Here is a 12,612-nt window from a genome sequence, read left to right as displayed (position 1 = left end):
TCGTGATGTTGACGATCGTTCGATCGATATCGTTTCTTCGTTCCGGTCACTCGGGCGGCCTCGTTCCCTTGTTCCGCTCGTTCATGTACTCGAGCGCCGCGTCGAACCCCTCGGTCGCCGCGATGCGATAATACTCTCTCCCGTACTCCGTGTGGTGGCCGAGCGCGTCGAACAGTTCGCTGAACTTGAACATCGGCTTCGCGCCTTGCATCTCCGCGGTACCGTTGAGTACCTGTTTGAGGATGCGAACGTTGTTTCCCGGCATCTTTCGGATCTCTTCGACCTCCGCGAAGACCGTCGCCATGAGTCGGTCCCGGGAAACGACGCGATTGACCATCCCTAACTCCGACGCTCGCTGCGCGTCGACGACCTTGCCCGAGAGGAGCAGTTCTTTCGCCTCGTGGAGGTTCATGACGAACGGATAGACGAGCGTCGGCGGGACGCCGGCCATCCGCAGCCCCGGATAGCCGAACTCCGACTCGTCGGTCGCGATCACGAGGTCACACGCCATCGCCAGATCGCTCCCGCCGGCGAGACAGTAGCCGTCGACGGCGGCGATCACCGGTGAGTCACACTCCCAGACGGCGTGGACGTGATCGGTCGCGGCGTCGAACTCGTCGAGAAGGTCGTCGACCGACGGAACGGGGTCTGCTTCCTCCCCATCTTCCTCTGCTGGGGCGATATCGTAGCCGGCCGAGAACGCCTTATCACCCGCACCGCGAAGGACGATCGCTCTCACCTCGTCGTCGGCCTCCGCTCGAGCGATCGCGTCGCACAGTTCGTCGATCAAGCGCTCGTTCAGCGTATTCAGCGAGTCGGGACGATCGAGCGTGACGAGCGCGGTCGCTCGATCCGAATCGACGGTGTAGTCGACGGCCGATGACATGTGCTACTAAATCTCATCCGGGAATAAAACGCTTCCGCGGATCGGGGAGAACGGGACCGCTCACTCCGGCGAGGCCGTCGGGACACGGCACGTGTCAGCTTGTCACTTACCGACTGGACCCGTTCCGCCCTCGCTGAACGGGAATTATATACCGATGGCCTTCGAGCGAGGAGACATGCGCGCTGCAGCGTTCACTGGATTCGGCGGGCCGGAACACGTGACGATCGAATCGTTCGACGATCCTGAGCCCGGGCCCGAGGAAGCGGTCCTCAAGGTCGAGGCCTGTTCGATCAATCACCACGATCTGTGGATTCTCAACGGCGATTTCTGGGTCGACGAGGACCAACTCCCGTACGTGGCCGGGATGGACGTTTCGGGGACCGTCTCCGCAATCGGGGACGACGTCGACGGCATCGAGACGGGGGACCGAGTCCTCCTCTGTCCGAATCAGACGTGTGGCTCCTGTCGGTTCTGTCGGGAGGGGCCGGAGAGCTACTGTGAGCGGTTCAGTCTCTACAACGGCGGGCTGGCGGAGTACGCGACCGTCCGTGCCGATCGGCTGATTCCGCTCTCCGACGCCGTCGAACCGGCGGACGCGGCGGCGCTTCCCGTCTCGTATATGACCGCATTTCGAATGCTCGAGGCGGCCGAGGTCGGTCCGGGCGACCTCGTCTTCGTCCCGGGAGCGACGGGCGGCGTCGGCGTAGCGACCGTCCAGCTCGCGGACGTCGTCGGCGCGCGGACGATCGGGACGTCAACGTCCCGAGCGAAACTCGATCGGCTCGAGGCCCTCGGTGCCGACCACACCATCGAGTCCGGTGGGCCCGACGAGATCCGCGACGCCGTTCTCGAGATCGGTCGCGTCGACGCGACGATCAACCACCTCGGCGGCCCGTTCTCGGAGGTAGGGCTGAACGTCCTGCGACGCGGCGGGCGGATGGCGATCTGCGGACAGACCGCCGGCCCGACCTCGACGCTCACGCTCGACGACCTCTTCCTGAATCAGAAGCGGGTCATCGGGAGCACGATGGGAACGCAGGGCGACCTCGAGCGCCTCGTCGACCTCGTCGAAGGCGGCCGACTCGATCCGGTCGTCCACGAGCGCTATCCGCTCGCGGACACCGATCGAGCGTTCGCCGACATGGCGGATCGCAACGCGGTCGGAAAGCTCATCGTGGAACCCTGATCACGAATCCGATTCAGGCGAGTTCGTTCTTCAGGACCTTCCCGGTCGGGTTCCGCGGCAGTTCGTCTCGGAACTCGACCTCGCGGGGCTTCTTGAATCCGGCCAGGTTCGCATCGACGTGGCCGACGACGTTGCTCTCCGTCAGGGCGGCCTCCCCCTCTGGAACGACGACGGCCTTGACCCGCTCGCCCCACTGGTCGTCGGGAACGCCGACGACCGCGACCTCGTCGACGCCTTCGAGATCGTGGAGAACTTCCTCGATCTCCGCGGGATGGACATTCTCGCCGCCAGTGATGATCATGTCGTCGGCCCGGCCGACGAAGTAGACGAAGCCGTCGTCGTCCATCCGGACGAGGTCGTCGGAGACGAACCAGCCGTCGTCGAACACCGCTGCGGTCTTCTCCGGCATGCCGTAGTACTCTTTGAACACCGTCGGACCGCGGTAGGCGATCCGGCCCGTCTCGCCGGTTTCGACCTCGTCGCCCGTCTCGTCGACGACCTTGACTTCGACGTTGATGATCGGCCGACCGACGCTGTCGGGCTTCTCAAGCACGTTCTCCGGTCGCAGCATCGTCGTCGACGGCGAGAGTTCGGTCTGGCCGAAGACGTCGTAGAGGTTGCAATCGAAGGTCTCGATGATCGCCTCCTTGAGCGAGCGCTCCGACGGTGCCGCGCCGGTCATGTAGTGTTCGAAGTTCGAGAGGTCGTACGACTCGGGGTCGGCCGACAGCACCGCACGGCTCATCATCGGGACCATGAACGACGCCGTCACGGATTCGTCCTCGAGAACCGAGAGGACGGACGTCGGCTCGAAGTCGTCGACCAGGATCGTCGTCCCACCGACGTAAAACGACATCATGAACAGGCCGAACGCGGCGATGTGGAACAGCGGCGTCACCACCATGAATCGGGCGTCGCGGGAGAGGTTCACCTCGTAAAGGGAGTTCTCCGCAGCCTGAACGACGTTATCGTGGGTCAGCACGCACCCCTTCGGCTTGCCGGTCGTCCCGCTCGTGTACATGATAGCTGCCTCGTCTGTTCGGGACGGCACGACCTCGACGGGATCGGCCGGCGCGTCGTCTCGGAACGTCTCGTAATCGGTCGCGAACCCTGGCGTCTCGTCGCCGACGTGGAGGTAGGTGTCGATCGGCGAGTCGAACTCGTCGTGGACGCCCGCGATCGTCTCCCGACCGGCCTCGCCGAAGATACACAGCGTCGCGTCGCTGTCCTCGAGGACGTAGCTCACTTCGCCGGCCTTGAACCGGTGGTTGATCGGCACCGGAAGGGCACCGAGCTTCATCGTCGCGAGGTAGCTCTCGATCGTCTCGGCCCGATTCCCCGTGTACGTCGCGACGGTGTCTCCCTCCTCGATTCCCCGCTCCGCGAGCGCGTTCGCCAGTCGGTCGACCCGTCGGTTGAGCGCCTCGAAGGTCACGGTCTCGGTTCGCTCTCCGTCCGCCCGCTGGACGACGGCTTCGGCGTCCGGCTGGATTCGTGCGTTCCGTTCGGCGAGATAGCCGACAGTGAGTCCGTTCATACACTGTCAAACGATGACATTAGTCAAAAAATTATGGATCGCCGCGGTGGATCCCGAGTCGGTGAGTGGGTGTGATCGCGTGGTCGGGCTTTTGAGATCGCTCGTTTCCGATTTCGGGGTCATAGCGGATCGGGTTCTCCGTTCGGTCTCTTCGACGGGGGGCGGTTCCGCGGCGCAGTGCTCTCGACATTCCGCTCTGTGTCGCAGGGCCCCATTCAGAGACGACCGGGTGTCCCGATCGTCCAAACGGCCTCGTTCACGGACGGTTTCAGTCAGTCAGGTTGTCTAACTCGAGCCAATCGTTACTGCGCCCGGTTCCGAAGGCGTACGGGAGGAACGATTCGGGGTCGACGGTGGTTACGTTCTCCTGCGTCGAGCGCAAGTCCGCCTCGGTGTACGACGCTCCGAGGATCTCTTCTATTTCGAGTTCGTCGAGCGGACTGGCGGGATCCGCTCCGAGCGAAAGCGAGCCGGAACCGGATTCGTACGCGTGGAGGTCGCTGTCTAACGTGACTCGGATCAGCATCGGATCGAACTGGAACCCTCGCCCGGTCACGTCGGGGAGCGATTTGTAGTGATAGATCGTCTGTGGTTTCGGATCGAGCTGCCGTTCCGTTTCCATGGTCGCATCGATTTCGATGAGCGCCCCGTCGCCCCGGGATACGCGTCCGTTCACCTCGTTTTCGGTCCGCTCGAGCGAGATAGCGGCCTTCTTTTTCGGTTCCCCGAACAGCTCTCGTCCCCACGTGATCGCGGCTTCCGTCGACATCGGCATGGTCACGCAGTACTCGCCGACGTGGCCGTCGTGGTGCGCTCGCACGTAGACGCCGGCTCCGCAGAACGAACCAACGCAGTTACTGCGTCCGACATCGACGACATCGACCCGTATCACCGGCTCCTCGGTCGGTTCTAGACCGGGCGGGAGGATCCGTTCGAGTATCGACTCGCGGGTGCGGAACCGGATCGCCACCTGCTTCGCGTCGTAAAAGCAGTTCTCTGCCATCCGTTCCTGGATCGCCTCGATTTCGTCCTCCGATCGAACGAATCCGGTCATAGTTGGCAGTCGTCTGCCCGAGCCTTAATCGTTTACCTGGTCGGAGTTCCGCAGAACCGATATCCTCGCGTGCGTCTCTGAACGCGTCCTCGGTGTTTACCTGAATTTAGGCTCTACTGTTCCGCCCTCAACGAGCAACGCAGGCCGAAGGCCGAGTAGCGCAGTAGGGTGAGGAGGGAGTCACCCGAACTATAATATACTGTCTCCGAATGTCTTTACACATGGATTTCCGGATGCCAGAGCAGCTCCAGCAGTTGCTCGACGAGATCGACGAGTTCATCGAAGCCGAGATCGAGCCGCTCCAGCGAGAGCACGAACGGTTCTTCGACCATCGGCGCGAAGACGCTCGTACGAACTGGGAGGACGGGACGCCGACCGCGGAGTGGGAGGCGTTGCTCGAGGAGATGCGCTACCGAGCCGATGAGGCCGGATTGTATCGATACATGCTCCCAGAGGAATACGGTGGTCGAGACGGGAGCAACCTCGGCATGGCCGTAATTCGGGAACACCTCGCTAAGAGGGGGATCGGCCTACACAACGTTTTGCAACAGGAGGCCGCCGTGGTCGGAAATTTCAACGTTCCCGAACTACTGATCGAATTCGGGAGCGAGGAACGGAAAGACCGTCACCTCGAGGACCTGATCACTGGCGAGACGACCGCCGCATTCGGACTGACAGAGCCAGAGCACGGCAGCGACGCTACGCACATGGATACGACCGCTGAAAAGGACGGCGACGAATGGGTGATCAACGGGGCGAAGCGATACAACAGCGGACTGCACACCGCCGACTACGACGTTATCTTCGCCAGAACTGACGGTGACGACGGCGATCACGAGGGGATCACGGCGTTCTGGGTACCGACGGACGCGGACGGGCTCGAGGTCGAGTACTTCCACTGGACGTTCAACATGCCGACCGACCACGCCGAAGTAACGCTCGACGACGTCCGCGTCCCTGCGGACGCGATTCTGGGCGAGAAAGACAAAGGGCTCCAGCAGGCATCGTACTTCGTTCACGAGGGCCGCATCAGACAGGCCGCCTCGAGCGTCGGAGCGGCCCAGTACTGTATCGATCAGGCGGTCGAGTTCGCGAAGGAACGCCACACGTGGGACGAGCCGCTCGCGAAGCGACAAGGAATCCAGTTCCCGCTCGCCGACCTCCACACGGAGGCCGAGATGGTGCGAAACCTGGTGTACAAGACGGCGTGGCAGCTAGACGAGGACAGCCAACAGAGCGTGAGCGACAAAGTCTCGATGGCGAATTACCGGGCAAACCTCCTCGCGTGCGACGCCGCCGATAGGGCGATGCAGGTCCACGGTGGACAGGGGTACACTCGTCACAAGCCCTTCGAACATATTTACCGGCACCACCGACGGTACCGGATCACCGAGGGATCGGAAGAGATCCAGAAACGAAACGTCGCCGGTCACCTGTTCGGCTATCTCGGATAGGGGCCGATTCGACCCGCAGTTATTTGTAATAACACCGTACTATACCACGGTATGCCATACCTCGATCCGGAGCTGATACTGGACCGGTTCGCGACGTTCACGCGCGAGGAAGTCCGACCCGCCGTTACCGACGACGAGTTCGTCCACGCCCAGGTTGGTTCGATGGCCTCGACGCTCCAGTTCCTGGCCGGCGAGGTCGGCGGCCGGGAGGCGGCCGTTCGGGCCCAGCGTCGGACCCTCGCTGATCGCCTAGACGAACTCGAGGCGGTGCTCGACCGAAACGAGATAGATGCGCCCGACGTTCGCGCCGCGCTCGAAGAGGGCCGCAGCGAAATAGACGCCACGGACGGGTCGACTCGAGACGTCGAAGAAGCCCTCCTGTCCGCCGCGGACAACGTGTTGGCGGCGATCGATAACGAACTCGACGCGGAGCGGGCCGCGATCGCGCGGCGACCCCTGTACGAGTTCCTACGGACGCGCGTCGACCGGCAGTTACGCATGCTCGGCCGGGAGGGAGACGAATGACGGAGTTCTCCGCTGACACGCTTTCGAGGTACCTCTCCGGCACGGTCGCTGACAGTGAGGTGTCTGTCGACGATATCGTCGCGCACACCGAGGGGTGGTCTCGAGACACGGTCTCGTTCACTGCTCGGTACCGCGAGGGCGGCGACGATGTCTCCGAACGTCTGGTTCTCCGAGCGGAGAACGAACTACAACACGATATCGATACGGCGTCGCTCCCCGGGAACGACATCCAGACGGAGTACGAAACCCTCGTCGCGAGCCAAGACGCACCCGTTCCGGTTCCGCGAGTCCGCTGGTTCGACGCGGATGGCGGACCATTCGAGCGCGGCCTCTTTGTCATGGAGCACCTCGAGGGAGAGCCGCCGATCACGTGGGATCCGCGAGATCGGCGGGAACTGTACGACGCGTGGGATTCACCGGACAGGTCCCTTCCGGACCGCTTCGTCGACGCCGCCGCGGGCGTCCACTCGATCGACGGGGCGGCAGTGCCGGGGATCGATGACGTACCACCGGACGAGGTGGTCTCCCGCGAGATCGACCGCTGGGAGGAACTCTACCGGTCTGCCGAATTGAAACGAGAACCGGCAGTCGAGGAGGCGATCCGCTGGTTCCGCACAAACAAGCCGACAGTTCCCGAAACGACGCTTATCCACGGCGATTTCCGGATCGGCAACGCCCTCGTCGACGACGATCGGATCACCGGCCTGCTCGACTGGGAGTTCGCCCGCGTCGGCGATCCGCTATTCGACCTGGGCTACGCGAGCACCCGGTACTTCGCCGGCAAGCTCGTCGAGCCGATCGAGCGGCCCGAACTCGCCTGTTCGCTGCTCGAGCGGGAATGGTTCTACGACGAGTACGAACGCCGGACGGGGCGGACCGTTGACCGCGAGCGCGTTCGCTACTGGCAGGCATTCTCGGCGTTCGTCATGCTCACCATCTGCTGTTGGGGCGCCAACCAGTACGAGACCGGCGCGAGCGACGACGTCCGCAACGCCTGGTTCCAGTACCCCGTTCCGGGGCTGATCGAGGACCTGCTCGCGATCATCGAAGACGACCGCCTCTGAAGACCTCGAGCGCAGCGAACCCGAGGCCCCCTCGTTTCAGATCGGCCGTTCCGTGCCGAGATACGGCCGTCTCGCTCACCGGTTCTGGAGACTCTTGCTAACATTCACCACAACATATATTGGATCGGCTGTGGACACCGAAGACGAACAGCATGTACACACTTGGCATGGACATCGGCGGCACCTTCACGGACTTCACGCTAGTCGATCGGGAGTCCGGCGAAGTCACCGTCGACAAGGAGCCGACGACGCCGGCCAACCCGGCGGAGGGAGCGCTAACTGGCGCCCATCGAATTCTCGACGAGAACGGCGTCGGGTTCGAGGAACTCGACACCGTCATCCACGGCACGACGTTGGTCTCGAACACGCTCATCGAAGGCACCGGCGCGACGACGGGGCTGCTGACGACGGAGGGAACACGCGATATACTCGAACTGCGACGCGGGTCGCGCTATGATATGTTCGACTGGGAGATGGAGTACCCCGATCCGCTGGTACCCCGTCAGCGCCGTCTCGAGTTGAGCGAGCGCCTGAACGACGATGGCGAGGTCGTCGAACCTCTCGACCGTGACGAGGTCCGCGAACGGACGCGAACGCTGGTCGAGGACCACGACGTCGATTCCGTCGCCATCTCGCTGCTGCACTCCTACGAGTCCGACGAGCACGAGCAGATCGTGGCGGACGTCATCGCGGACGAGTACCCCGACCTGAACGTCTCGCTGTCGTCGGAGGTCGTCCCCGTCATCAGGGAGTACGAGCGGACGTCGACTACAGTTATCAACGCCTACGTCGCGCCCGTGGTGGCTGACTACCTCGAGTTCCTCCAGTCGGAACTCGAGTCGGACGGGTTCGCGGGCGAGGTCTACATGATGACGTCGTCGGGCGGTATCGTCGACGTGCGAACGGCGAAGGCGGAGCCGATTTGCCTCGTCGAGTCCGGGCCGGCCGCGGGCGTGCTCGCCTCGCGCATCTTCGGCGAGACCCACGGCAACGACGACGTGTTCTCGTTCGACATGGGCGGAACCACGGCGAAGGGGTCGATCGTCGAGGACGGCGACGTGCGGATGAAGTACGAGGCCGACGTCGCTCGCGTCCACCGGTTCAAGGAGGGGAGCGGCTACGACCTCGTCTCGCCGCTGATTGACCTGACGGAGATCGGTGCCGGCGGGGGCTCGATCGCGTCCGTGAACGACGTCGGACTCATCGAGGTCGGTCCGGAGTCGTCCGGGTCTGATCCCGGCCCGATCTGTTACAATCAGGGCGGTGACGATCCGACGGTGACGGACGCCTCGCTGTTACTCGGCTATCTCAATCCCGAGAATTTCTACGGCGGACGAATGGATCTGGCCGCAGAAAAGACCGAGTCCATCTTCGGCGAGGAACTCGCCGACCCGCTGGACGTGTCGGTCACAGAGGCGGCGTGGCGCGTGTTCGAGGTCGTCAACGAGAACATGGCGACGGCGTTCCGACGCTACGCCGCTTCCCGCGGCCTCGATACGCGCGGGCTTTCGATGACCGCGCTCGGCGGCGCCGGGCCCTCACACGCGTTCCGAGTCGCCCGCAAACTCGATATCGACGAAGTCGTCTGCCCGTACGGCGCGGGCGTCGGCTCCTCGATCGGGCTCACCGAAGCGCCCCGCATGTACGAGGCCAGTTCGACGAGTCAGGCCGTCCTCGAGACGCTGTCCGCCGAGGACTTCGAACGGCAGTTCGCGTCCCTCCGCGAGGAGGCCGCGTCCGTTCTCGAGCGGGCCGGCATCGACCCGAATGAGACCGAGACGTCGCTCAGCCTCGACATGCGCCACGTCGACCAGGGACACGAGATCAAGGTCCCACTCGGGGGACGCGACATCGACGACGTGACGCCCGACATCGCCCGCGAGGCCTTCGAGCGGACGTACGAGGAGACATTCAACCGGGAAACCCTGGAGTTCCCCGTCGAAGTCCTCACCTACCGGCTCGAACTCAGCGAGAGCGACCGCGACGCCGAGACCTCACGACTCGTCGTACCCGACGGCGAGAGCGCTGAACCGGACAGCCGCGACGTCTACTTCGGCGGCGAGCACGGCAGCGTCGCGACCGACGTCTATGGCTGGGACGAACTGACGCCTGACGAATCGATCGACGGTCCCGTCGTCGTCGAGGCCGATCAGACGACGGTCGTGGCGGACCCCGACTCGACGCTGACCGTGGCAGACAACTACGACATCACCATCGAACTATGAGCACGACAGACGACACCGACGCGACCGAATCGGCCGACTTAGAGACGCAAGTGCTGTGGAACCGACTCCAAGCCACCGCGGACGAGATGTACGACGCCGCCGAGCGGCTCGCCTACTCCTTCTCCATCAGGGAGGCGGCCGACGCCTCGACGGCGGTCATGACCGCCGACGGGAACGCGATCGGCCTCTCGGACCAATCGGTTCCCGTCCTGTCCGGCGCGCTGTCGCGAACGACGCGGATCATCCTCGAGGACCACTTCCCGCCGGAGACGCTGGAACCGGGCGATACCATCATCACGAACGATCCCTGGATCGGTGGCGGCCACCTGTCGGACGTGGTCGTCCTGAACCCCGTCTTCCACGACGGAGACCTCGTCGGGATCACTGGGAGCCTCGGCCACACCGACGACGTGGGCGGGAACCGCGGCGGTTGGTCGACCGACGCCGAACAGGTCTACGAGGAAGGCATCTTGATCCCGCCCACGAAGCTCTACGAGGGCGGCGAGCGAAACGACGCGATCGACAACATCATCCGGAGTAACGTCCGCATTCCGCATCAGGCTCTCGGCGATCTCGAGGCGCTCCGGTCGGGCAACACCGTCGGCGAGGAACGCGTTCGCGAGATCGTCGACGACCGGGGCAAGGAGACGTTCGACCGTGTCGCCGAGGAGGTCATCGATCGAACCGAGCGTGCGCTCCGTGAGGAACTCGCCGACCTTCCGGACGGCACCTACGAGGACTCGACCGAATTCACCGTCGCCGAGCACGACCTCACCATTCAGGTCGCCGTGACGATCGACGGGGACGACCTCGAGGTCGACTTCGACGGCACGTCCGCGCAGGTCGACGCCGGCCTCAACTGTCCGTTCGGGAACATCGTCACGGTCACCGAGTACATCGTGAAGTGTATGCTCGTCCCGGACCTGCCGAACGCCGAGGGGTTCTTCCGCCCGATCGAGGTGACTGCGCCGGAGGGGTCGATCCTCAACTGCGACCGGCCGGTGGCGACGATGGCTCGACACCTCACTTACTCGCACGCGGAGGACGCGCTCATCCGCGCGCTCGGTCAGGTAATCCCCGAATCGGCGCTCTCGGAAATGGCCGGCATCCAGCTCGCGCCGTTCTCGGGTGCTGACGAGAACGGCGAGGAGTTCATCGCCGTCGGCGGGACGGCGGGCGGATTCCCACCGAGCGCTCACAACGACGGGATCCCGGGCGTCTACTTCCCCTACAACGGACAGAACACCCCTATCGAGATGTTCGAGCGCTACAGTCCCCTCCGGTGGGAGGAGACCGCCTTGGTTCCCGACACTGAGGGCGCCGGCGAACACCGTTCCGGACCGGCCATGCGGACGTCGTACCACAACCCGACGGACGGACCGGTGTACTTCGCGCTCACGTCCGGCCGGGCCGACCGCGACCCGTCGGGCTTCCGCGGCGGCAAGTCCGGCAAGCGAGCGACAACCGCCTCCTCGAGCGACGATAAAGAGATTCCGCCGAACGGGCCCGGAGTGCTCGAGCCCGGCGAAACTGTCACGCTCGTTTCGGCGACGCCCGGCGGATACGGCGACCCTGAGGACCGCGACTCTGAGGCCGTCGAAGCCGATGTCGAGCGGGGGTTGATCACCGAAGAACGCGCCCGCGAGGTCTACGGCTACGAGCCCGATGACTCATGAAGTTCGGAGGATTCGTTGCCACCGATTCGGTCGCCGACGCGACCGAGTACGCCCGTTCGCTCGAGCGGTGGGGCTGGGATACGCTCTGGGCAATCGACTCCCAGCAGCTCTACACCGACCTCTACGTCACGCTCACGGCGTGTGCGGTGGAAACCGACGAACTGACGCTCGCACCCGGAATCACCAACCCCAAGAGTCGGCATCCCTCCGTGACGGCAAACGCGATCGCCTCGCTCGATCACGTCGCCGACGGGCGAACAGTCTTAGGGATCGGCGCGGGCGACAGCGCCGTCTACTCGGTCGGCGAGCAACCGGCCACCGTCGACGAACTCGCAGAGAGCGCCGAGAAGCTCCGACGGCTACTCCGCGGCGAGGAAGTCACGTTCGGCGGCGAACCGTTCCGTCTCGAGTCGCGGCAGCGAGACGGCACCGTCTACGTCGCCGCCGAGGGACCGACGACGCTTCGAATGGCCGGCGAGGTGGCCGACGGCGTCATTTTCGGCGGCGGGCCGAACCCCGACACGGTCGAGAACCTCGGATTGGCGAACATCCGAGAGGGTGCCGAGCGGGCCGGGCGGTCACTCGGCGATCTCGACATCGTGACGCTCGCCCCGACCTGCGTGGCCGAGACGCGGGCCGAGGCGGTAGAGAAGCTCAAGCCGGTCATCGAACCGATCGCCTATCACAACTTCAGCTTCTCCGTCGAGGACGCGCCGAGCGAGGTTCGCGACGATCTGCGCTCGCTCGTCGACGCCCACGACATGCAGGAGCACGGCGACGAAGCGGCCGCGGCGCTGGACGACATCGGCGACGAGGTGTGGGAGTACCTCGGTGACCGCTTCGCGATCGCAGGGCCGCCGAAGGCGTGTCGCGAGCGCCTGCGAGCGCTCGACGACCTCGGCGTCGATCACGTGATGTGTCTGTTTCCGCCCGAACGGACCGCTGAGAACGAGCGATTCCACGAGAAGGTCCTCGCCGACGCCGACCTCGGTCCTGCCTGAAGAC

Annotated in this window: 10 protein-coding genes; 7 read left to right on the top strand and 3 right to left on the bottom strand. The window is 64.4% G+C overall.

The genetic code is table 11. The features are described 5' to 3' along the window. Window positions 1–46: 46 nt before the first annotated feature. Window positions 47–886 (bottom strand): enoyl-CoA hydratase/isomerase family protein, encoded by an 840-nt coding sequence (locus tag LDB05_RS21075; RefSeq protein WP_226008190.1) that lies wholly within the window; start codon window positions 884–886, stop codon window positions 47–49. 175 nt (window positions 887–1,061) lie between these two features. Between LDB05_RS21075 and LDB05_RS21070 the strand changes: the two genes are divergently transcribed. Then, window positions 1,062–2,072: an alcohol dehydrogenase catalytic domain-containing protein gene (locus tag LDB05_RS21070; protein WP_226008189.1), complete on the top strand. Its 1,011-nt coding sequence runs from the start codon at window positions 1,062–1,064 to the stop codon at window positions 2,070–2,072. A 13-nt stretch (window positions 2,073–2,085) separates the two neighbouring features. Here the strand turns inward: LDB05_RS21070 and LDB05_RS21065 are convergent, their stop codons facing one another. Beyond that, window positions 2,086–3,609: a class I adenylate-forming enzyme family protein gene (locus LDB05_RS21065; RefSeq protein WP_226008188.1), complete on the bottom strand. Its 1,524-nt coding sequence runs from the start codon at window positions 3,607–3,609 to the stop codon at window positions 2,086–2,088. 268 nt (window positions 3,610–3,877) lie between these two features. Further along, on the bottom strand, window positions 3,878–4,663 hold the full coding sequence (locus LDB05_RS21060) for an acetoacetate decarboxylase family protein (protein WP_226008187.1): 786 nt from the start codon (window positions 4,661–4,663) through the stop codon (window positions 3,878–3,880). Between the two features lie 221 nt (window positions 4,664–4,884). On the opposite strand from LDB05_RS21060, the gene LDB05_RS21055 reads away from it, so the two are divergent. The 6 genes from LDB05_RS21055 (at window position 4,885) to LDB05_RS21030 (ending at window position 12,608) form a co-directional block, all read left to right on the top strand. After that, complete coding sequence (locus LDB05_RS21055; protein WP_226008186.1) at window positions 4,885–6,117, top strand: acyl-CoA dehydrogenase family protein; 1,233 nt, start codon at window positions 4,885–4,887, stop codon at window positions 6,115–6,117. Window positions 6,118–6,168: 51 nt separating this feature from the next. Beyond that, window positions 6,169–6,642: a hypothetical protein gene (locus LDB05_RS21050; protein WP_226008185.1), complete on the top strand. Its 474-nt coding sequence runs from the start codon at window positions 6,169–6,171 to the stop codon at window positions 6,640–6,642. Further along, a complete protein-coding gene (locus LDB05_RS21045) occupies window positions 6,639–7,706 on the top strand; it encodes a phosphotransferase family protein (protein ID WP_226008184.1) in 1,068 nt (355 codons plus the stop codon). The genes LDB05_RS21050 and LDB05_RS21045 overlap by 4 nt, the downstream gene beginning before the upstream one ends. A gap of 152 nt (window positions 7,707–7,858) precedes the next feature. Next, window positions 7,859–9,931 carry a hydantoinase/oxoprolinase family protein gene (locus tag LDB05_RS21040; protein WP_226008183.1) on the top strand — a complete coding sequence of 691 codons (2,073 nt, stop codon included), beginning with the start codon at window positions 7,859–7,861 and terminating at the stop codon, window positions 9,929–9,931. Then, window positions 9,928–11,607, top strand: a complete 1,680-nt coding sequence (locus LDB05_RS21035) for a hydantoinase B/oxoprolinase family protein (RefSeq protein ID WP_226008182.1) — start codon at window positions 9,928–9,930, stop codon at window positions 11,605–11,607. The genes LDB05_RS21040 and LDB05_RS21035 overlap by 4 nt, the downstream gene beginning before the upstream one ends. Further along, window positions 11,604–12,608 (top strand): LLM class flavin-dependent oxidoreductase, encoded by a 1,005-nt coding sequence (locus LDB05_RS21030; RefSeq protein ID WP_226008181.1) that lies wholly within the window; start codon window positions 11,604–11,606, stop codon window positions 12,606–12,608. Before LDB05_RS21035 ends, LDB05_RS21030 begins: the two co-directional genes overlap by 4 nt. Window positions 12,609–12,612: the final 4 nt, after the last annotated feature.

It is taken from the genome of Natrinema salinisoli, from assembly GCF_020405205.1.
In the GTDB taxonomy this organism is placed as follows: Archaea; Halobacteriota; Halobacteria; order Halobacteriales; family Natrialbaceae; genus Natrinema; species Natrinema salinisoli.
The sequence above is the reverse complement of the archived record's forward strand: the minus strand, read 5'-3'. Positions and strand labels throughout refer to the sequence as shown.

What these genes read in the sequence shown, in the direction of transcription:
- LDB05_RS21060 (WP_226008187.1), bottom strand. Translation starts at nt 4,663, where the DNA reads ATGACCGGATTCGTTCGATCGGAGGACGAAATCGAGGCGATCCAGGAA.
- LDB05_RS21045 (WP_226008184.1), top strand. Translation starts at nt 6,639, where the DNA reads ATGACGGAGTTCTCCGCTGACACGCTTTCGAGGTACCTCTCCGGCACG.
- LDB05_RS21070 (WP_226008189.1), top strand. Translation starts at nt 1,062, where the DNA reads ATGCGCGCTGCAGCGTTCACTGGATTCGGCGGGCCGGAACACGTGACG.
- LDB05_RS21055 (WP_226008186.1), top strand. Translation starts at nt 4,885, where the DNA reads ATGGATTTCCGGATGCCAGAGCAGCTCCAGCAGTTGCTCGACGAGATC.
- LDB05_RS21035 (WP_226008182.1), top strand. Translation starts at nt 9,928, where the DNA reads ATGAGCACGACAGACGACACCGACGCGACCGAATCGGCCGACTTAGAG.
- LDB05_RS21065 (WP_226008188.1), bottom strand. Translation starts at nt 3,609, where the DNA reads ATGAACGGACTCACTGTCGGCTATCTCGCCGAACGGAACGCACGAATC.
- LDB05_RS21030 (WP_226008181.1), top strand. Translation starts at nt 11,604, where the DNA reads ATGAAGTTCGGAGGATTCGTTGCCACCGATTCGGTCGCCGACGCGACC.
- LDB05_RS21050 (WP_226008185.1), top strand. Translation starts at nt 6,169, where the DNA reads ATGCCATACCTCGATCCGGAGCTGATACTGGACCGGTTCGCGACGTTC.
- LDB05_RS21040 (WP_226008183.1), top strand. Translation starts at nt 7,859, where the DNA reads ATGTACACACTTGGCATGGACATCGGCGGCACCTTCACGGACTTCACG.
- LDB05_RS21075 (WP_226008190.1), bottom strand. Translation starts at nt 886, where the DNA reads ATGTCATCGGCCGTCGACTACACCGTCGATTCGGATCGAGCGACCGCG.